The sequence below is a fragment of the Halioglobus sp. Uisw_031 genome, assembly GCF_047729875.1.
GTDB lineage: Bacteria > Pseudomonadota > Gammaproteobacteria > Pseudomonadales > Halieaceae > Marimicrobium.
In genome coordinates this window covers 2,991,410-3,011,697 of sequence record NZ_CP159826.1, presented here as the reverse complement: position 1 = coordinate 3,011,697, position 20,288 = coordinate 2,991,410, and the positions used below count along the sequence as shown (strand labels likewise).

The window sequence follows — 20,288 nt, the reverse complement described above, 5'->3', positions numbered from 1 at the left end:
ATAAAGGATATTAAAGATGAGTGGAATTCTACAAGGCCGGGTAGCCATTATCACCGGCGCTGGTGGCGGTCTGGGTGCGGCGCACGCAAAGGTATTTGCATCCGAAGGCTGCGCCGTTGTGGTGAACGATATCAATACGGAGGCTGCCCAGTCAGTGGTGGACGAAATCATCGCCGCTGGCGGCAAAGCCGTTGTTAACAGTAGCGACATCACAAATTATGACGATAGCCTCAACGCGATTAAGCAGGCCCTCGAGAGTTATGGTGATCTTCACATCGTGTTGAATAACGCCGGCGTCAATCGTGACCGCATGTTCGCTTCGATGACCGAGCAAGAGTGGGACACCATTATGGCAGTGCACCTCAAAGGCCATTTTTGCATCAGCTCTCATGCTGTGCACTATTGGCGTGGCCGGTCAAAGGAAGGCAAGCCGGTCGATGCGCGTATTATTAACACCACGTCTGGTGCAGGCTTGCAGGGCTCCATCGGGCAATCAAACTATGCCGCTGCTAAGGCGGGGATCGCTGCATTGACACTCAATCAAGCTGCAGAACTTGGCCGTTACAACATCACTGCCAATGCAGTGGCACCCTCTGCTCGAACGGGCATGACCAGCGCTGTGCCGGAGATGGCCGAGCGTATGGCCAAGCCAGAGGATGGCAGCTTTGACCATTTCGCGCCTGAAAACGTCTCTAACCTGCTGGCGTGGCTGGCCAGTGCCGAGGCTGAGTCTGTTACCGGGCGGGTATTTGAAGCCGAGGGCGGTCGTATTTGCATCTGCGACGGCTGGCGTACGACAGCCGGTGTTGATAGCGGTGCGGCCTGGGCACCCGCCGAAATTGGTGCAGCGATGAAGGCATTATTGGCAGAGGAAGTGCCGGCTCAGAAAGTCTGGGGCACCTAAGGTCAGGAGTTGATCGGAGAAATTATGGATTTCGCATTTACAGAAGAACAGGAAATGATCCGCGACACAGCAGCGGCATTTCTCGCTGAGGTGTCCGACAGTGCGGCCGTGCGTCGCGCAATGGGCACTGAGCAGGGTTACGAGCCGAAACTATGGAGTCGTATCTGCAGTGAAATGTACTGGCAGGCAATTCATATTCCTGAGGCGTATGGAGGGATGGGCCTAGGGTATGTTGAGCTGGTCGCCATGATGGAACAGATGGGCCGCTCCCTACTCTGCTCGCCATTTTTTGCCACCGTTTGTCTGGCAGGGAATACGTTGCGAGTAGCGGGCAGTGAGGCGCAACAGGCGCATTGGCTAGCGCAATTGTGCGAAGGCACGTTGACCGCCACACTGGCGTTTAATGGCGGCTCAAGTCGTTGGGACTCAGAATCCATTACGGCTACTTGGCGACACGCGGGTGATGGCTATGTGCTCAACGGCGATTACCGCTACGTCATTGATGGACACACTGCTGATCTTCTGATTGTAGCGGCCCGGGCCGAGGGTACGACTGGCGAAGAGGGCATCAGCTTGTTTTTGCTGCCGGCAGTCACCAGTGGCGTCAGTCGACAGTGGTTGCCGACTATGGATCAGGCGCGCAAACAGGCGGCCGTGCAACTGAAAAGTGTGAGTCTCACGGCAGATGCCTTAATGGGCGAGTCGGGCCAAGGTTGGACGTCTCTGTCTAAGGTTATTGACCTTGCGACCATCGCACTGGCGGCGGAGCAGGTAGGCGGCTGCCAGCAACTATTGGATATGACCGTGGCCTACACCAGTGAGCGGGTGCAATTCAATCGCACTATTGCCAGTTACCAGGCGGTGAAGCACAAGGCCGCCGATATGATGCTGCAAACTGAGGTGGCGCGCTCCGCGATTTATTATGCAGCGTGCGTCGCCCAAGAAGCGCTGGAGGGCGGCCCACTCTCAGCGGAGCTCAGTGAGGCGGCCAGTGTCGCCAAGTCTTATTGTTCCGATGCCTATTTCGCAGTCGCTGGTGACGCCCTGCAATTGTTTGGAGGCGTGGGTTTTACCTGGGAATACGACGTCCATCTATATTTGAAACGTGCAAAATCCTCTGAGCATTTTCTGGGCAACGGTGTTTTTCATCGTGAACGTTTGGCCCGTATGCTTCTGGATGAGGGAGAGGAATCGTGAAATTAAGTTTTAGTCCCGAAGACGAGCAGTTTCGTCAGGAGATTGCCAGTTGGTTACAGGTCAATCTGACCGGTGAATTTGAGAAGCTGCGCTTTCGCGGTGGGCCGGGCGATGAGCACATGTTTCCCGAAGAGCGGAAAGTGTGGGAGCAGAAACTGGCTGAGGGTGGCTGGACCTGCGTGGGTTGGTCACAGGAATACGGTGGTCGCGGCTGCTCGATTGAACAACAGGTGATCTTTTTTGAAGAATACGCGCGGGCGGGCGCTCCGGGACGCGTGGGACATATTGGCGAAGGTCTGGCTGGCCCTACCATTATCGCCTTCGGTACGCAGGAGCAGAAAAAGAAGTATCTGCCCGGCATCGTTGCTGGCACTGAACTATGGTGTCAGGGTTATTCTGAGCCCAGTGCAGGATCGGATTTGGCTAACGTCAAGACCAAGGCGCGTTTTGATGAAGAACATAATAAGTGGATTATTAATGGGCAAAAGGTCTGGACCTCTCTAGCCCATGAATCTGACTATTGTTTTGTTATCGCTCGTACCGACCTTAATTCTGTGGCACACAAAGGCCTGGGATTTTTCCTGATAAAGATGGATCAGCCCGGTATTGAGGTGCGCCCGATAGAGCAAATAACGGGTACTTCAGAATTCAATGAAGTGTTCTTCGATGAGGCGCAGTGTGAAGCAGATGATATTGTCGGCGCACCTGGCGAGGGCTGGAAAGTGGCTATGGGCCTGCTCGGTTTTGAACGGGGGGTGTCAACTCTTGGCCAGCAGATGCAGTTTCAAAATGAATTGGATGAGGTTATTAGTGTCGCCAAAAGCAACGGCGCCGCACAGGACCCGGCTATTCGCCAGCGTATTGCGCAGACGCATGCAGAGCTAAAAATTATGCGCTATAACTCCATGCGTATTTTATCTGGCCAAAGTGGCAGCGACGGTGGGCTGCAAAAAGAAGCCCTTATCTACAAGTTATTCTGGTCCACCTGGCACCGCAGCCTGGGCGAGCTGGCAATGGATGTACTGGGTCCTGAGTGTGAGATTCTTGAGGACGCGCCTTACGGCTTAAGTCGCTTACAGTCCATGTATCTGTTCGTCCGCGCTGACACAATCTATGGTGGCACTAATCAGATTCAACGTAACATCATTGCCGAGCGGGGTTTGGGTATGCCCAAAGAACCCAAAGGCGCGGTCAAGTAACCGGTTAAAAGGACTCATTATGAATTTGAAATCACCTGAATACGTACAGGGTCATGACCTCATCAAGGGAAAATCCGTCCTGATAACGGCTGCAGCGGGTGCTGGAATCGGCTTTTCTGCTGCCACCAAGGCTGCAGAAGAGGGCGCTCGCGCCATTGTGCTCAGTGATATTCATGAAGGGCGTCTGGCGGCAGCGGTTGAAAAGCTCAAGCAAGAGTCCGGTCTTGCCGAAGTCTACGGCAAGATGGGCAACGTGGCTGTGGAAGAAGATGTGCGCTCGCTGGTGGATTTCGCTGAAGAAAAGATGGGCGGCGTCGATATCCTGATTAACAATGCGGGTCTGGGTAGCTCAAAATTATTGATAGAAATGGAAGATGATGAGTGGAACCGGGTCATTGATGTGACACTCAACGGTACCATGCGTATGACGCGCTATATGATGAAGGTTATGAAAGCCCGCGGGCAAGGCGGTGTCATTGTCAATAATGCCTCTGTGCTGGGCTGGCGTGCACAAAAAGAGCAGTCGCACTATGCCGCTGCCAAGGCCGGAGTGATGGCATTGACCCGTTGTGCTGCATTGGAGGCTGCTGAGTTTAATGTGCGCATCAATGCCGTTGCGCCGTCCATTGTGCTGCACCCAATGTTACGCAAGTCTGCTTCGGAAGAATTACTGGCTGAGCTTGAGGCTAAAGAAGCCTATGGGCGTGCTGCGGAGGCATGGGAGGTCGCCAATGTGATGATGTTTTTAGCGTCGGACTATTCGAGCTATATGACCGGGGAGATTGTGCCGGTGTCAAGTCAGCGTGGCTGATGAGTGCGTGGTTGAAGAAATTCGATAGAAGAGTGAATGCAGGGTCAGGAGAGTCGATATGAGAGAAGCCGTCATAGTGTCCACCGCAAGAACCGGTCTGGCCAAATCATTCCGTGGTGGTTTCAATGATACCGAGGCGCCTGCCATGGGCGGCCATGTGGTTCGTGCGGCCGTCGAGAGAGCCGGCATTGACCCGGCAGAGGTGGACGATTGCATTTTTGGTGCGGCGGCCCAACAGGGCACCCAGAGCTATAATATCGGACGTCTTAGCGGCATCGCGGGAGGCCTCCCCGATTCGGTTGCCGGCATGGCGATTGAGCGTCAGTGTTCCTCTGGCCTAATGTCGATCGCCGCCGCGGCCAAGAGCATTATGTGCAATGAGTATGATATTGCTGTTGCCGGTGGCGTCGAGTCTATATCACTGGTGCAAACTAAGCATAAGAATGCGTATAGAAATGTGTCACAGGCAGTCAACGCCTTGGATCCTAGCGCATATATGCCAATGCTGGAGACTGCTGAAGTGGTGTCCGAACGCTATCATATCAGTCGTGAAGATCAGGATATCTACGCTTTGCAAAGTCAGCAGCGCACGGCTGCTGCGCAGAACGCGGGTCTGTTTGATGATGAGATCGTGTCAATGAACACCACGATGGCTATGTTCAATAAGGAAACAAGAGAGACCAGCTATCAGGCGGCGGTGGTAGGTAGAGATGACTGTAATCGTCCTGGCACTACACTGGAAAGTCTCACCGCTCTGGAGCCTGTATTCAAGGATGGCCAGTGGGTAAAAGAGGGACGGTTCATTACGGCGGGTAACTCTTCGCAGCTCTCAGACGGCGCCTCCGCTTGTGTGGTGATGGATGCCAAGCTGGCTTCACAGAAAGGCCTGGCGCCGCTGGGGATTTATCGCGGTGTTGCAGTCGCTGGATGTAAGTCGGACGAGATGGGGATTGGTCCGGTGTTTGCGGTACCCAAACTGCTGCAGCGTCACGGACTTAGCGTCAACGACATTGATCTATGGGAATTGAATGAAGCGTTCGCTTGCCAGGTGATCTATAGTCGCGACTATTTAGGGATCGACAACGACAAGTTAAATATTAACGGGGGTTCCATTTCTATTGGCCATCCGTTTGGTATGAGTGGCGCGCGGATGGTGGGTCACGCGCTGCTGGAGGGCAAGCGTCGAGGTGCGAAGTATGTTGTGGTCACCATGTGTATCGGGGGTGGCATGGGGGCTGCCGGGCTGTTCGAGGTTGCCTGATTCGATACGCTCTCGGTCACATGTCCTAGGTTGTCTTTAGATTCCCTGACACATACACCGAGACGAGTTGTGCTACACTTGCGCAGTCGAAATGTTGCGTGCGCCGCTGTCTTCGGCAGTAATCTTCTCTATATATTCGCCTGAGATTGAGTGGTTTATGAAAAAACTGGGAGAACTGCTGATAGAGCAAGGCAAGCTCTCCGAGCGTGATGTCGAGAGAACCCTGCTCGCCCAGATAGAAATGGGCGATTTATTTGGCCAGGTTCTGGTAAAGCTGGGGCTGGTTTCGGATCAGGATGTGGCGGTTGCCTTGAGTCAGCAGCTCGATATTCCCTTGTTGGCTTCGGCGGACTTTCCGCAAGAACCCATCCCTCTGGCAAACCTTGCGCAAGACTTCCTGCTTAGCAACAATGTTGTGCCGGTGGCGGTGACTGATGCTGGTATTACGTTTGCGGCATCTGTACCCCAGGACCCTTTTTTGGACAAAGCGCTTGCTATGGCGTTGGACAACACCGTGTTTATGGCGCTTGGCCTTGAGAGCGACATCAGCAAGGCCTTGCAGAACTACGTCAAGCGCGAGGACGATCAGGAAGAGTCACTCGATGATCACTTTAGTGGTCAGAGCGATGACGATTTTATTGAGCATCTGAAAGACCTGGCCAGTGAAGCGCCGGTTATTCGCTTGGTGAACCAGATTATCCACCGTGCGCTGGATATGAAGGCGTCGGATATCCATATTGAGCCGTTCGAAGATGGCTTGCATTTACGCTACCGCGTTGATGGTGTATTGCAGCATTACCCTGATCCGCCAGCAGGAAATCTGGCGGCCGCCATTGCCTCGCGCATCAAGTTGCTGTCCCAGATGAACATCGCTGAGCGGCGCTTGCCTCAGGATGGTCGCATCATGACCAGGGTGAAAGGGCATGAGCTAGATCTGCGGGTTTCCACTATTCCTACGGTACACGGTGAAAGTATCGTGATGCGGGTGTTGGATAGGGAGAGTATCAAGTTGCGCCTGTCCGTTATGGGGTTTAGTGATCATAACTTGCGACGCTACAGTGACTTGCTGGCTCGGCCACATGGCGTCTTGTTGGTTACGGGGCCTACCGGCTCTGGCAAAACAACCACCCTCTACGCCTCTCTGGCATCTCTCGATTCAGAGTCGTTAAAAATTATTACAGTAGAAGATCCGGTGGAATACCAGTTGCAGGGAGTCAATCAGATTCAGGTGCAGTCGCAGATTGAGCTGGATTTTTCGCGGGCGCTGCGTGCCATCCTGCGACAGGATCCAGACATTATTATGATCGGTGAGATGCGTGATACAGAGACCGCAAAAATTGGCGTGCAGTCCGCCCTTACGGGACACATGGTGCTGTCTACTTTGCACACTAATACGGCGGCCAGTGCTATTACACGCCTTGAGGATATGGGTGTTGAACGCTACTTAATTACGTCATCCGTTAACGGAGTGCTGGCTCAGCGGTTGGTACGTTCGCTGTGTGAAGAGTGCAAGGAGCCGGTAGAACTCGATAACGCGTCTATCGACCAGACCGGTCTGCGTCCCTATGTCACGGGGAACAATTGTACCGTCTATCAGGCCGTTGGCTGTGAATCCTGTATGAAAACGGGTTACTCGGGACGTACCGGTATTCATGAGCTGTTTGTGCTCGATGACGCAATGCACGGGGCCATAATGAGTGGGGCTGACGCGACCGTATTGCATGCTGCAGCGAGGGAGCAGGGTATGACGACTCTCTATGAAGACGGTTTACGTAAGGTATTGGAGGGCGTCACGTCTATGGAGGAGGTGCTGCGGGTTACGCGAGATCAGAGCGAGGCCGATGCAGCACCGCTGGAATCACAGGCTGTGGTTCCTGCAGCCGAATTCATGTCGATATAAGACGCGCTTATGCCTCAGTTCAGTTATAAAGCGATAGGTCAGGACGGTAAATCACGCAATGGAATCATCGATGCTGACGGTCTAGAGCTCGCGTCGAGACAGTTGCGTGGTCAGGGTTTGACCCTGCTAAAGCTTGAAGCAGGCTCCTCTGCTGATGGGCTTGCGGGTGATAAGATTAGTGGAAAGCCACCGGGTCGACAGGACATCCTTTCGATGACCAGCGAGTTGGCGGTGCTGTTGCGGGCGGGCCTGCCGCTGGACAGGGCACTGAGGGTATTGATTGATATGGCCGCTCAACCCCAGATGAACGAATTGCTGAATGACTTACTCAAAGCGGTCAAGAGTGGTAAGGCGCTGAGCCAAGCGATGCAGCCTTATCAACAGGTCTTCGGTACGTTCTACCTCAGTATGGTTCGTGCCGGAGAGGCCAGCGGGCAGTTAGCGGAGGTGTTGAATCGTTTAGTGGAGTACCTGGAGAATGCTAAAGAAAACCGCGATACAGTGATTTCGGCGCTGATATACCCGGCGATTCTCGCGGTAGTGTCGGTGCTGTCGATTGTGATTATGCTGGGTTTTGTAGTGCCTCAGTTTGAGACGCTGTTTGATGATATGGGCGATGCCCTGCCTATGGTCACGCAAATGGTCATAAGCAGTGCAGATTTCATCAAAAGCTATGGCCTGATTGTCTTGGTGCTGCTCGTGGCGGCAGCCGCATATTTGCGTAAGTGGTCGAGTACGGAAAAGGGTAAAATCAGCCTGCACCGGAGGATGTTAAAATTGCCTTTGGCGGGTGGAATTATCTTCGAGTTCGAGGTGTCTAAGTTTGCGCGGACCGCCGGCACGCTTATCGGCAATGGAGTATCACTCTTAAAAGCCATTTCAATTGCCATTGGCACAGTGGATAATAAAGTGATTAAAAACGCGCTTGAGGTTTTGCCGCCGGCCGTAAAAGCAGGTAAGCGTATGTCGGTTGCGCTGGAAGAGACCAACATGTTCACGCCTATGGTGATTCAGATGATCCGTGTTGGTGAAGAGTCGGGCAGCTTGGATCAAATGATGCTGGAGCTGGCTACCGTGTTTGATAGTCACGTGCAGTCCGGTGTGAAGCGTGGTCTCGCATTGTTGGAGCCGGTGTTAATCTTAGGTATGGGTTTTGTCATAGCGGTTATTATTATCGCGATTTTGATGGGTATTCTGTCAGTCAACGATCTTGCCGTTTGAGCAGTAGACATATTCATTGTTGATGTCTAGCAGTACGTTTTTTATTCAATTTATAAGAGGAAATAATACGCATGTTTAGCGAAGCCAGGAACAAGTTGACAGCTCAAGGCGGTTTTACCTTGATGGAATTACTGGTTGTGTTGGCTATTCTGGGTTTGCTTATGAGTCTGGTGGGACCTCAAGTATTGAATCAGCTGGGCGGCGCTAAAACGAAAACGACGGCGATCCAAATCAAGGATTTGGAGCAGTCTCTGGAGATGTATAAATTGGATGTGGGCCGTTTCCCGACTACTGAGCAGGGTCTGAACGCGTTGATGCAAAAGCCATCTGGCGTCGTGGGCTGGAATGGGCCTTATCTGAAGTCTGCTGTGCCGCTGGATCCATGGAAGCAGGAATATAATTACAAGTACCCTGGCGAGCATGCAGAGATGGACATTTATAGCTATGGCCAAGATGGTTCTGAGGGGGGGGAGGGGGAAGATTCCGATGTCGTTAACTGGAACTGAATTTCTTCAACGGGTAGTCAATCGCTTATAGCGGACGCAGTTATGAATGCAGTGTCGCCTGCGGCAGTGAGCCGGCAAAAAAATTATTCTGGCTTCACTATAGTAGAGTTGCTCGTCGCCATTACCATTGTTGGCCTAGTGATGGCCGCGTCGATTCCTGCGTCTGTCCGGTTTTATGAGTCGATGCAGTACCGACAGGCGACTCGAGATGTGATTACTACGCTGTTATCGGCGCGCTATAAAGCGGTTAACAGTGGTAAGACGCAAGACGTCTCGATAAACCCCCAAACCAATGTCGTGCGACTGAATGGGCGCACAACGCAACTGCCTGAGACCTTCAGAATTGTAGTGCATGCTGCGCGCGAGGTTAATCGGGATGGTGAGGGTGTTTTTCGCTTCTATCCAGAGGGAGGTTCTAGTGGTGGTGACGTCGAAATAGCACAGCCGAACGGATCTGGTGTAAAAATCACAGTGGATTGGCTGGTGGGTCGCGTCACACAGGAAAAGTATGCGTTTGAATAGCGCTAGGCGCGTAACGTCATCTGCCGGTTTTTCGCTGCTGGAAATGGTTGTGGCGATTTCTATCCTGGCCCTTGCCCTGGGCGCTTTGTATCAGGCCGCGGGTGGTGCCACCCGCAATGTGCGCGTCGATGAAAAATACGCTTACGGCGTCGAGCTCGCCCGTTCTCTGCTGGCAGATAATGGCAGTGTACCTGCGTCGGGCGTCAATGCTACTGGAGAAGCTGATGGAGGTTTTGATTGGTATGTGACGACAGTGCCTATCGCTATAGGGAGAGGTTCCACTGTACCTGTTTTGCATGAAATTAAAGTGGGGGTGAGCTGGAGTGATGGCGGTAAGCGGCGCGAAGTCGTGTTGAACTCTGTCGTCGGGGGGTATGTGCCGTGACACGTGAGGTGCGCGCAACGGATGGCGCAGAAGGTTTTACTCTGGTGGAGGTCATGGTCGCGCTGACGATACTGTCACTGGTAATGATGGCCACCGTCACCGGACTGCGCACGTTGGCAAATACTCAAAGCGCGATCGAAAGAATGACAAACCGTGTGGATGAGGTGCGTAGTGTCAGTATTTTTTTGCGCGACCTGTTGGCGTCAGCATCGAGCGGCACCGATCCTAATAAGCTAACACTAGGTGGTTCTACCGCGGATCAAAGTTATTTTATTAGCGGCAATGGTTTCTTGGAGTTGGACGCAACGGTGCTGTTCGGCGAGCGTTATGGTGGCACGTACAGCGTCAGGGTCGCAAAAGAAGATGATCAACTAGTCCTTCGTTGGCAGGAAAAAAATGGCGGCACGACGCCGAAAGACTGGAAGGACAAACCCTCACGGGTGATGATCACCCAATTGGAAGAGTTTACAGTGTTGACGCGCGAGAGCTATGGCAAGGATTGGGTAGAGAACACGCGCACTGATAACAGCAGGCCTGCTGCAGTGAAGTTAAGCGTGAAGGCGGCAGGGCGAAATTGGCCAGACCTCATAGTACAGGTAAAACAGTAGCCATGGCTGAGCTAAACAGTGAAGTCTGTATTGGATGTCACACGGCCAAAAATCCAGCCATTTCATTACAGGCTCTGCGGCTAAATACTTCAATGGGAGGCCAGAAGGGTGTTGCGCTGGCTATTGTCGTATGGTTCATCGCGGGCATGTCGCTGCTGGTGGCTGGCATTGTATCGCATGCCAGAGTGGATACTCAGATGGCTCAGCTGCATGTGGCGAGGGCTAAAGCGGTGGCTGCCGCAGATGGTGCGATTCAGTTGATGCTAGCTGAACGATTGCTTGCACAAGTCCCGGCTGCGGATGAGCAGAGTCTTTTGTCAGGGGTTTATGACTTAGGGAATTCCGAGGTTTTAGTCATGCTGTTTCCCGCCGCAGACCTTCTTGACGTGAATAAGGCACCCCAGGCGGCATTGGCTTCTCTCTTTGTGATGCTGGCGCAGGTGCCAGAGGGAGAGGCAAATACTCTGGCAGAGAATGTGGTAAAGTGGCGCGCCACAGGTGGCGCGTTTCGAGAGACGGAAGATTTGCTTCGCGTAGATGGGATGAACCGGACGATATTTGAAGCGGTCAGAGATTTTGTTGCGGCGCAGGAGACCGATGACGCTGGTGCAGATTGGGAAGCGTTACTCGCAGCAATGTTGCCGGTTGCCGATCAAACAAACTCAGGAGAATTGAATGGGCTTGCTCGTCGCCCTGAAATGCCGGTCGGGTCCAACGTTGACGGTAGGCGACCGGGCAATACGCTTTCGCTGTCAGGGTCTTACCGGGCCGATGCTTTGGTGAAGTATGGCGACCAGACATGGTTGCGCCGAAGGTGGATATCGGTTGGCGCTGGAGTCGGGTCTGTGCTGCCCTGGCAGACAGTGCGCACTGAGCCACCGCGGGTCTATGAACGGTCAAATGAGGTTCTTTGATGCTTGAATCAGCCCAAAAGTGGGAGCTGTTTGGCTATGATATGCGCAACCTCGGCCGACACTGGCTGGGTGCTTGGCGCAGCCTACTGTGGGGGCACGACTCTCCGATCCGTCAGCGTTTTGATGACGTTGTTTGTTTGCGTCGTGAGCGCAGTGAGGTCTACTACCAGGCAGGAAAACGTAGCGATGCCACGGGAACTATATACTCTGCGATACTGCTGCCGGAGGCGCTAGTATTATCGAAAAGGCTGGACCTGCCGGCGGCGGTAGAGGAAGACCTTGAGGCGGTACTGGCATTGGAGTGCAGCGCGCATAGCCCATTTTCGGCTGATGACACCAGTTATGGCTGGCACATTGCTTACAGGGATGAGTCGAAGATTGGAGTCGCGTTAGCGATTGCCTCAAAGAGTTCTGCGATGGCTTATCTCGTGTCAAAGTTTGACGCTCACGATCCCCGCCAACAGGAGGTATGGGCGCAGATCGATGGTGAAATGGTGGTGATACGAGGCTTTGGTGAAGGTCTGCGCGAGGGGAACTATAAAAAACGTCTGTTACGAGTAGCCGCGATGGTGGCTGTTGCGGCACTGTTGATAGCGTCAATCGTTGGAGTCGCCGCAGGCCTTAAGGCGTTGGAGTTGAAGCGAGTGGAAGAAATGGCAGCAACCACCGAGATAGAATCTCAGGATGCAGCGCGCTTGCGTTCCTCTCTCGGGCTGGCCAACGAGATGATTGTCTCTGCGAACGAAATAGCAATGGCTTACCCAAATCCGCACATTGAAATTAGTCGCCTGACGCATTTGCTGAAGGATGGCGAGTTTATTCAAAGATTTACCATTAAAGGTCTTGATGTGAATTTGCAAGGTGGTGCAGCGGATGCCGCCTCTATTATGCAGCGTTTAGCCGGCCAGCCTGAGTACGCAGAGGTCACTGCGCCTCGTGCCATTACCCGGGTTAGAGGTTCTGAGGGTGAGAATTTCTACCTGAATATTCGTCTTCGCGAGGCGCCACTACAATGATATGGCTGCGGTCGCACCGTCGTAGCGCTTGGATTTGCGGGCTTACTTTGCTGTTGCCAGTGGTATTTTACGTTAACACCTTATTTGGATTGTGGGGTTTGCACCGTGATTACCAGTCCAACATTGATCAGTTAATACCACGCATTGCTCGTCAGTATGGGCTCATTGAACATGAAGATGAACTTCGTCACGCTTCTAATCTGGCGAGTAGGCAAGTGTCAACGCTGGTGTATCCTGCTACGGGTGACACAGCGTCGGTGTCGACGACATTACAAAGTGATATTAGGCAGATTTTTTCGGATGCCGGACTCACTGTCAGCAATAGCCAAGTGCTTCCGCTGCGCGAACAAGAACATTTTGATCATATCAATATAAACCTTAGCGTGCAGGGTGATATATCTGGGGTGGATGCCGCGCTGACTGATATCGCCAAATTCAGGCCCCTGCTGTTGGTTGAGTCTCTGGAAATGAGACCGCTCCGGTCTGGCCGCTCAGGTGCCAAGGAACAGATTGTGGTCGTGAGCCTGCAGTTGCTCGCACTCAGAGCGATACTATGATGCGATGGCATTCGGTGAGAGACCGGTACCGGGTCAGGGTGAACCCGCTGCTAGCGGAGCGTCGAATTGAATTCGTTATATTACTGCTTGGTTTGCTGTTGATCCTGCAGCTGGTATACGGTGGTGCATATCTTGCGCTTTTATCAACGCCCGATGTGGTCTTGCCGGCAGCAGATTCACTGCAAGTGGCGAGCTCACAGCCCCGCAAAACGATAACGTCGCAACAGAGTAACGAAATTCGTGACAGACCATTGCTGTGGGCCGCTCGACGTCCTTTTGTGGCCTCGAGTGTTTCGGCGGCCGAGAGCCCTAAACCCGCACAATTCAAAGGCTTTAAATTGGTCGGATTATTCGGCACTGGCGATTCTGTCGGCATTATCGCCACTTCGAAGGGCAAAACACAGCGCCTGGGTATCGGAGAAATATTAGACGAATGGACGCTGGAATCAGTCGGCGTCAATGAGGCCGTGTTTTCCTCAGGTTCGCGGCAGGAAACCCTAGTGCTGCAGCCCGCCTCCATTATTATATCAGCCGATAAGGCTAAAAAGCCGTGAGCGGCGCGGTTACTAACACTACAACAATCCAGCCGGTGGGATTCTCTATGTTTCGAACTCTGAAAATGGTGCTTGTGTCTTGTTTGTTGGCCAGTTGTGCCACGATGGACAGTGAGCAGGCCACTACTGTGACGTCTGATAGTGCAGATTCGCAGGAGGCATCTCCGGCGGCTTCCAAACCTTTTGTGGATGCATCGGCAGCGCTGTCTACCTCTGCCGCGGCGCTTGCTGACGCTAACGCCGGCGGCGAGCAGCGAGCAGCCCCAACCCTTTATCGCGGGAATGATGCGCAGTGGCGGATGCCAGCCGTGCCCGAGCCAGTAAAGTTTATCGGTGACGATGTCAGTCTAAATTTTGAGAAGGCGCCGTTGAGCGAGGTGATGCATGCCATCATGGGGGATATCCTGCAGCTCGATTATGTCGTTGATCGCCCTGTTAAGGGCCAGGTCACTCTGCGCACACGTACCCCGATACCGCGTGGCGAATTACTGGAGGTGCTGGAATCCTTGCTCAAGGCCAATAATGCCTTGCTGATCAAGGGGTCAGATGGCCGCTATCTGGTGACCGGATCACAGGGCAGCAGGCTTTCCCCGGAGATCGCCAATCCGGCCAGTGGTGATGCTGGGTTCAGCACGATTATTGTTCCGCTGCGATACATCAGCGCCACCAATATGGCTGAAATACTCCGGCCCGTCGCCGAGGAGCGCTCTTTTGTTTTAGTCGACAATAGCCGCAATATACTCATGCTCGCAGGCACACGTGACCAGTTAGATGGGTGGCTCGATATTGTGACCACATTCGATGTCGATCAACTGCAAGGTATGTCTGTCGGTATGTTTCCGCTTGAAAATAGTAATGTCGAAGACGTCGCAGAAGCGCTATCCGTTATGCTCGACGACGGCGGGCAAGAAGACCTTGTCCGCATTGTGCCGGTCAAGCGCCTGAATAGCTTGCTCATTGTGACGCCACGCAGCCACTATCTGGATACGTTGGGAGTCTGGATCGAGCGTTTGGACAGCGCGCCCGACTCCAGGTTTGAGAAGCGAATTTTCGTTTATCCGGTTCAAAACACGAGTGCTCGCCGAATATCCGAACTACTGAACGGTCTGTATGCGGATGAGCTAGGGGTCGTGACCACGATGGAATCGGACTCTAATGGTGATAGTGGTGGTGGGGTTGCTCCGGGTATGTCGATGCAGACTATGGGCGACGGCCGCAGTGGCTTTGCATCCATACGTGATGATTCTCGCGACCAAGGCAGCAGCATCACCTCTATTGGTGCTCTTTCCGAGTCTCGTGGCCCATCTGCGATGGAGGATGTGCGGGTGGTCGCTGATGATGATAACAATGCGCTGATGATCTATTCCACGGGAAAGCAGTTTGACATGATTAAAACGGCTTTAGAGCAGCTCGACACGGTGGCCACGCAGGTCATTATCGAGGCCAGCATTCTGGAAGTGACGCTCACCGATACGCTCCAATATGGCCTCGAGTGGACATTCAGTAACGGACTCAACGGCGACAATGAAGGCACGGGCCTGCTGTCGGCACTGGGTGGACCTCTTGCCGCTGCGACTGGGGCTGGCTTCTCTTATACCGTTGCCAATGCCGCGGGTAACATCAAGGCGGTGCTGAGTGCCTTAGCTGAAGAATCTCTGTTGAACGTGATTTCGACGCCCTCGGTCATGGTTTTGGACAATAACACCGCGTTTATCCATGTCGGTGACCAGGTGCCCATCATCAGCGAGCAAAGCACGGGTTTAGCCGTTAACGACAGGATTACCCAGTCCGTCACCTACAAGGATACCGGTGTGCAGCTCAAAGTGACGCCGTCGGTGAACGCCGGTGGCCTAGTCACCATGGACATTGAGCAATCTGTTACTGACGTGGGTCCGCAGGGGGTCAACGGGCAGCCGACATTCCTGGAGCGCAGCATCATGAGCCGAGTCTCTGTCAGGTCAGGTCAATCGGTAGTGCTCGGGGGGCTGATCCGTGAAAACGCGGCAAATGGCGAATCTGGCATTCCGTTTCTGTCTCAGTTGCCTCTGGTAGGCCCACTGTTCGGGAGCACAAAGAAAGAAAATCGTCGCACAGAACTGTTGGTCATCATTACCCCACGCGCATTGGTGTCTGAAAATGACCTGCGCGAGGTCAGTGAAGAAATGCGCGCTCAGGTTCGGCACATGGACCTGATTGAAACGCCCTAGTGTCAGCCACTGTTGAGCATGTATCCGTTGATTATTAATGGTACTTTTCACATCGTCTGATTTGGGTAAAGTGCAGATCGCTGCTGCTAACCCCTGCGCTTGGGGTTGGTTTTTTAGGCCCCGCCAAATTGCAGTAGGCTCACTCTCATGTGGGGGCACAATGGGGCTCGCCGACATAAACCGTCTCTTCAGGCCGCTGCTTCACTGTGCGGGAGGCTGCGCTTGTACGGCCTACTTGCTTTGTTTTTACAGTTGCGTATAATCTCAGGGGTATCCAATAATAGTGATTAAAAACAATATGTTAAGAAATTTATTGCATCGTATTTCCCCTTTGCTTATCGGCCTCCTGCTGGTGTTGCTAGGCTTGTCGGGCGGTTGTGCAAGCGGCCCTCAGTGGGACGATGCTCAGCGGGCTATTTTGGAGCAGAGAGTGCGCGAGCGATACCAGGCGCTGGTGGCGCGTGATTATAAAAAGGCGTGGGAATACACGACTCCAAGCTATCGAGCTATATTCTCTAAGCAGTTGTATGCAAAAAAGTTTTCTTATGCGGTCGACTTAGAGTTGACAGGAGTTGAAGTAGTTAACTATGATAGCGACGCAGCTGTGGCAAGTGTGGTGGTGAGGGTCATGTCCGAGCCTATCAAACAAACCTCTTCGGCATCGTCGTTAATAGGGGCGACCCCCGAACGTCTGAGAGAAAAGTGGGTGTTTTCTCAAGATCAATGGTGGTTTTCTGTTAATTATTAGATGCAGTTGCAGGTTGACAGCTAGCTACAGTTAGCAATAATAGCGCTAGCAATCTAATATTCGGTTGTACAAAGTGAACCCTTAGGAGTCTCCATTATGAAAGTATCATTTAAGCCCTTAAGCCTTGCTCTCGCGGTGTCTGCTGCGGCTGCTGGCTACGCGGGAACAATCAATGCTCAAACATTGGGCGGCAACACGTCCATTGGCGATCTTGCGATTGTTCCTTACTACACGGTTAGAGATAATTGGACCACTGGTGTGTCCATTATTAATACCTCTGCCAGTACTCAAGTCGTCAAGGTTCGATTACGTCGCGCCACGGACTCAATGGATGCGCTCGACTTCAACGTCGTAATGTCTCCCTTCGACGTCTTTAACGGCTGGCTCGACAACGACGGCGACAATGTCCGATTTTACACCAACGACAATACGTGCACGGTGCCACAGGCTGGATATGAAACGCTCGGTGAGAGCGGCGCGCCCTACTTCCAAGTTCCCGCCATCTTCGCAGATTTTGCCGAAGAAGGTTATATAGAAGTTATCGGGATGGGCCGCACGATTAATGAAACGCAGCCAATCGCGGTAGCCGCTGAGCACAATACTACGGGCGCCGACATAGGCTTTCCTGCAGATTGCGATGGACTTCAAAACAACTTCCTGCGCTATGCCGCGGTGAATGAATACAACACTTCTTTGCCATCTCCTGGTGCAGCTAACCCCGCCCAGAATGGCGTTGTTAACTCCGAGCAAACCGTGCTCAACGGGTTGACAAGCAATTTTGACACAGCGGATAACTTTATGAAGGTGGCTTGGGTCATTAAGGACACCACAGCAGGTATCGAGATGGGTGATACTGCGGTCATGATCCGTAACTTCCTGGACGGTCCATCGATCACTAACCAGGTTGCTGCTGCTCCGCTAGACATCGAAGATTTGCAGGGTTACGACTACCCTGACCTGAACGGCGGTGCTCCACTGAGTGCCTCTGTCGCTGGTATGGCTGACATCGGTGAGTACGGTCCTATTCGTAGCCTACTTGGTGGCAGAGTTGCGATCAACGAGTGGTCCAAGAACGTGCAAGCCGATGTAACGGTTAATACCGACTGGGTTATAACAGTGCCCGGGCAGTATACGATGCTTGATTTGCCGATGTATCTTGGGTCCATTACTGGCGCTGGCGCATTCGATCCTACGTCCAAGGAGCTTAATCCAGGTTGTCCTCGCGGGCCACTTGTAGCCGTCCCTGCAGTCCCCCCAGCGTTGGGTGTATTACGAGGATGTGACTTCCGCGATCTTCCGCTGACCGTAACGCCTATCGTTTACGATCGCGAAGAGCTGGAAGAGGAAGTCCCGAATGATCAAATCGTGATTTCTCCTACGCCTCCTGGCACCGTTCAGACAAACGAGCTGTATTACGAAGTGAACGTAATTCAATGGGGTGATACGCCCGTTCTGGAAGCGGCAGCCTCCACTACAATTACTGTAGACCTTGCCGGCGCCGTGTTTGGATGGGCAGCGCTTGCGATGGAGTCTAGCGATGCTGGTGTTCTGGGAGTTTGTGCTTACGATGTTACCCCGTCAGCAGGAGTGGTAACAAATGGTGATTTGGTGTGTGCTAATGTAGGCGGCGATGCTCCAATCGTAGGCTTTGCGGCTTGGGAGCGTAACTTCACACGTAACCCAGACGCGAACTATGGTCGTGCCATAGGTCACGCGTACGAGGATTAAAACTAATAAGCCATAGGGTTTATTTGTAAGCTGAAGCCGACACCCCGAGGTGTCGGTTTTTTTTTGTCAGTAAAATTGGAATTTCAGTTATGTCCGCTACAAACCTAAGTATTCGAGCTCTGCTGTTGGTGTTCGCACTCGTGCACTCAGCTATTGCCCAAACTGTGTTAGAAGATGATGGCGTCAGTGTCAGCGAGGGCGAATTCGCGTACATTGTGAGTCGTTGGCCAGACCAGATGCAGCGAGCCGCAGCCAATGATATTGGCGACCGCTTTGAATTAATAAATAAGGTTATTATACTCAGGAAAATATCCGCAGTAGCCGACACGCTAGCGCCAGGACCGGAGCTCTGGGCATTGTCGGAGAAACTGCTGGTTGTGAAACGTGACGTTATCATGGATGATTTTGTCGCCAACCTTAAGATTCCCGATATGTCGGCGTTGTCAGTCGAGCGCTATGATACCCAGAAACGCAAGTATGCCTTCGTTCCCGAGAAGCGCCTGTCTTCTCAGATTCTCTTTATCTGTGTACAGCCGTGTGCTAGAAAACAGACCGTCAAAGAAGCGCAAGAAGTGCTCGACGAGCTGCGAGCAGGTGCGGACTTCGCAGAGTTGGTGCAAACCCATTCTGGTGACCCCACTAGCAGAGCTAAACGCGGTGAGGTGGATAGTTGGATAACCTACGGAGACCAGCGCGTCCCACCGACTTACTCAGAGGAGTTGTTTAACATCGCTTCTATCGGCGAGTATTCAGAGCTGGTGGGTACCGACTTTGGCATTCACATCCTCCGTTACGATGCCGTGGAAGAGGAGCACTTCCTATCCTATGACGAGGCTAAAGAGCAGATAATAGCCGACCTCGAGACCGAATATAGAAAGTTGTCTATTTTAGAATTCATTGCCCAATTTAATGTGACAGATGATCTGTTTATTGACGGTGATGCCATGGAAAAAGTCTTTGCGCCCTATAAGAGCGCGGATAATTAAGCTGACAGACGCTTTGTCTCGCGTCCCGACGCGATTATCTAGCCATTAAAAAAATAGACACACTATTAAGCTCGCTGCGCCAATAATGCTTGAATCTGCTGATGGCCCTGACTCTGCTCCTGACGTCGCTGTTCTACTGTGTACATATAACGGCGGAAAGTTCCTAGCACAGCAGCTGGAATCTATTGGGCAGCAAGAAGGCGTGAAGTTGGCTATTCATGTGTCTGACGATGGCTCACAAGATCAAACACAGAGCATACTAAAGGCGTTTCGCGAGCGTTGGGGGCAGACGCGACTGTCGGTTGTTCAAGGCCCCAAACGTGGCCATGTAGACAACTTTTTTTCGTTAATTTTCGCCAACATAGAAGGCGACTACTTCGCTTTCTCTGACCAGGATGATATCTGGGACGCGGACAAGTTATCCCGTGCTGTTAAGGCATTATCGTCGCTTCCTGAAGACCGTCCTGCGCTTTACTGCTCTCGATCTCGCCTGATAGACAAGTACGGAGCTACTACTGGCTTGTCACCCCTATTCGTAAAGCCACCGGGTTTCGCCAATGCATTGATTCAGAATATCGGCGGTGGTAACACGATGGTGATGAACCGTAAGGCCAGAAACCTCTTGTGTGCCGTGGGTCCCGTGGACATCGTAGCGCATGACTGGTGGACCTATCTCTTGGTCACGGGATCAGGAGGGTCAGTGGTGTATGACCCGCGTCCATCGCTAAGCTATCGTCAGCATCACGATAACGTGATCGGCGCATCGACCGCCTGGCGTGACAGGTTTAAACGCTTTTTCCTGGCGCTGCAGGGGCGCAACCGACTATGGAATACGAAACACGTCATAGCGCTTCAGCAAAATCGGACCTATTTGACGATAGAAAGCCAAAGAATCCTAGATGATTTTAGCGCAGCTCGAGACAAGCCGCTTCCTCGCAGGCCCCTATTATTATGGCGAAGCGGAGTGTATGCCCAGTCAGCTTGGGGTAATCTTGGATTGATTGCAGCCGCGCTTTTGAAGAAACTCTAAGGAGGGGTATAATAGCTGCGTCACTGGTAAGCTC

General features: G+C 52.7%; 20 protein-coding genes. All 20 read left to right on the top strand.

Annotated elements, in window-relative coordinates:
• Positions 1-16: 16 nt before the first annotated feature.
• The 20 genes from ABXT62_RS13590 (at position 17) to ABXT62_RS13495 (ending at position 20,254) form a co-directional block, all read left to right on the top strand.
• Positions 17-904, top strand: coding sequence for an SDR family oxidoreductase (locus tag ABXT62_RS13590; protein WP_415355821.1), 888 nt, complete (start codon positions 17-19; stop codon positions 902-904).
• A gap of 24 nt (positions 905-928) precedes the next feature.
• On the top strand, positions 929-2,101 hold the full coding sequence (locus ABXT62_RS13585) for an acyl-CoA dehydrogenase family protein (protein ID WP_415355820.1): 1,173 nt from the start codon (positions 929-931) through the stop codon (positions 2,099-2,101).
• The gene (locus ABXT62_RS13580; protein ID WP_415355819.1) at positions 2,098-3,300 is read left to right on the top strand and encodes an acyl-CoA dehydrogenase family protein; all 1,203 of its coding nucleotides are present in this window, start codon (positions 2,098-2,100) and stop codon (positions 3,298-3,300) included. The genes ABXT62_RS13585 and ABXT62_RS13580 overlap by 4 nt, the downstream gene beginning before the upstream one ends.
• A gap of 19 nt (positions 3,301-3,319) precedes the next feature.
• The gene (locus ABXT62_RS13575; protein ID WP_415355818.1) at positions 3,320-4,111 is read left to right on the top strand and encodes an SDR family oxidoreductase; all 792 of its coding nucleotides are present in this window, start codon (positions 3,320-3,322) and stop codon (positions 4,109-4,111) included.
• Positions 4,112-4,169: 58 nt separating this feature from the next.
• A complete protein-coding gene (locus tag ABXT62_RS13570; protein ID WP_415355817.1) occupies positions 4,170-5,372 on the top strand; it encodes an acetyl-CoA C-acyltransferase in 1,203 nt (400 codons plus the stop codon).
• 157 nt (positions 5,373-5,529) lie between these two features.
• Positions 5,530-7,272 carry a GspE/PulE family protein gene (locus ABXT62_RS13565; protein ID WP_415355816.1) on the top strand — a complete coding sequence of 581 codons (1,743 nt, stop codon included), beginning with the start codon at positions 5,530-5,532 and terminating at the stop codon, positions 7,270-7,272.
• A 9-nt stretch (positions 7,273-7,281) separates the two neighbouring features.
• A complete protein-coding gene (locus ABXT62_RS13560; protein WP_415355815.1) occupies positions 7,282-8,493 on the top strand; it encodes a type II secretion system F family protein in 1,212 nt (403 codons plus the stop codon).
• A 71-nt stretch (positions 8,494-8,564) separates the two neighbouring features.
• Positions 8,565-8,999: a type II secretion system major pseudopilin GspG gene (gspG, locus tag ABXT62_RS13555; protein ID WP_415355814.1), complete on the top strand. Its 435-nt coding sequence runs from the start codon at positions 8,565-8,567 to the stop codon at positions 8,997-8,999.
• A 42-nt stretch (positions 9,000-9,041) separates the two neighbouring features.
• Positions 9,042-9,521, top strand: a complete 480-nt coding sequence (locus ABXT62_RS13550; RefSeq protein ID WP_415355813.1) for a Tfp pilus assembly protein FimT/FimU — start codon at positions 9,042-9,044, stop codon at positions 9,519-9,521.
• Entirely contained in the window at positions 9,508-9,906 is a 399-nt protein-coding gene (locus ABXT62_RS13545; RefSeq protein ID WP_415355812.1) for a type II secretion system protein, read from the top strand. Before ABXT62_RS13550 ends, ABXT62_RS13545 begins: the two co-directional genes overlap by 14 nt.
• Entirely contained in the window at positions 9,903-10,514 is a 612-nt protein-coding gene (locus ABXT62_RS13540) for a type II secretion system protein J (protein ID WP_415355811.1), read from the top strand. Before ABXT62_RS13545 ends, ABXT62_RS13540 begins: the two co-directional genes overlap by 4 nt.
• A 2-nt stretch (positions 10,515-10,516) precedes the next feature.
• Positions 10,517-11,428, top strand: a complete 912-nt coding sequence (locus ABXT62_RS13535) for a helix-hairpin-helix domain-containing protein (protein ID WP_415355810.1) — start codon at positions 10,517-10,519, stop codon at positions 11,426-11,428.
• Positions 11,428-12,444: a hypothetical protein gene (locus ABXT62_RS13530; RefSeq protein WP_415355809.1), complete on the top strand. Its 1,017-nt coding sequence runs from the start codon at positions 11,428-11,430 to the stop codon at positions 12,442-12,444. The genes ABXT62_RS13535 and ABXT62_RS13530 overlap by 1 nt, the downstream gene beginning before the upstream one ends.
• Positions 12,441-13,001: a type II secretion system protein GspM gene (gene gspM, locus ABXT62_RS13525; protein WP_415355808.1), complete on the top strand. Its 561-nt coding sequence runs from the start codon at positions 12,441-12,443 to the stop codon at positions 12,999-13,001. The genes ABXT62_RS13530 and gspM overlap by 4 nt, the downstream gene beginning before the upstream one ends.
• Complete coding sequence (locus ABXT62_RS13520) at positions 12,998-13,555, top strand: hypothetical protein (protein ID WP_415355807.1); 558 nt, start codon at positions 12,998-13,000, stop codon at positions 13,553-13,555. Before gspM ends, ABXT62_RS13520 begins: the two co-directional genes overlap by 4 nt.
• 47 nt (positions 13,556-13,602) lie before the next feature.
• On the top strand, positions 13,603-15,762 hold the full coding sequence (gene gspD / locus ABXT62_RS13515; protein ID WP_415355806.1) for a type II secretion system secretin GspD: 2,160 nt from the start codon (positions 13,603-13,605) through the stop codon (positions 15,760-15,762).
• Between the two features lie 283 nt (positions 15,763-16,045).
• Complete coding sequence (locus ABXT62_RS13510; protein WP_415355805.1) at positions 16,046-16,510, top strand: hypothetical protein; 465 nt, start codon at positions 16,046-16,048, stop codon at positions 16,508-16,510.
• A 96-nt stretch (positions 16,511-16,606) separates the two neighbouring features.
• Positions 16,607-18,238, top strand: coding sequence for a hypothetical protein (locus ABXT62_RS13505; RefSeq protein WP_415355804.1), 1,632 nt, complete (start codon positions 16,607-16,609; stop codon positions 18,236-18,238).
• Positions 18,239-18,327: 89 nt separating this feature from the next.
• The gene (locus ABXT62_RS13500; protein WP_415355803.1) at positions 18,328-19,224 is read left to right on the top strand and encodes a peptidylprolyl isomerase; all 897 of its coding nucleotides are present in this window, start codon (positions 18,328-18,330) and stop codon (positions 19,222-19,224) included.
• Positions 19,225-19,309: 85 nt separating this feature from the next.
• Entirely contained in the window at positions 19,310-20,254 is a 945-nt protein-coding gene (locus ABXT62_RS13495) for a glycosyltransferase family 2 protein (RefSeq protein WP_415355802.1), read from the top strand.
• Positions 20,255-20,288 lie beyond the last annotated feature (34 nt).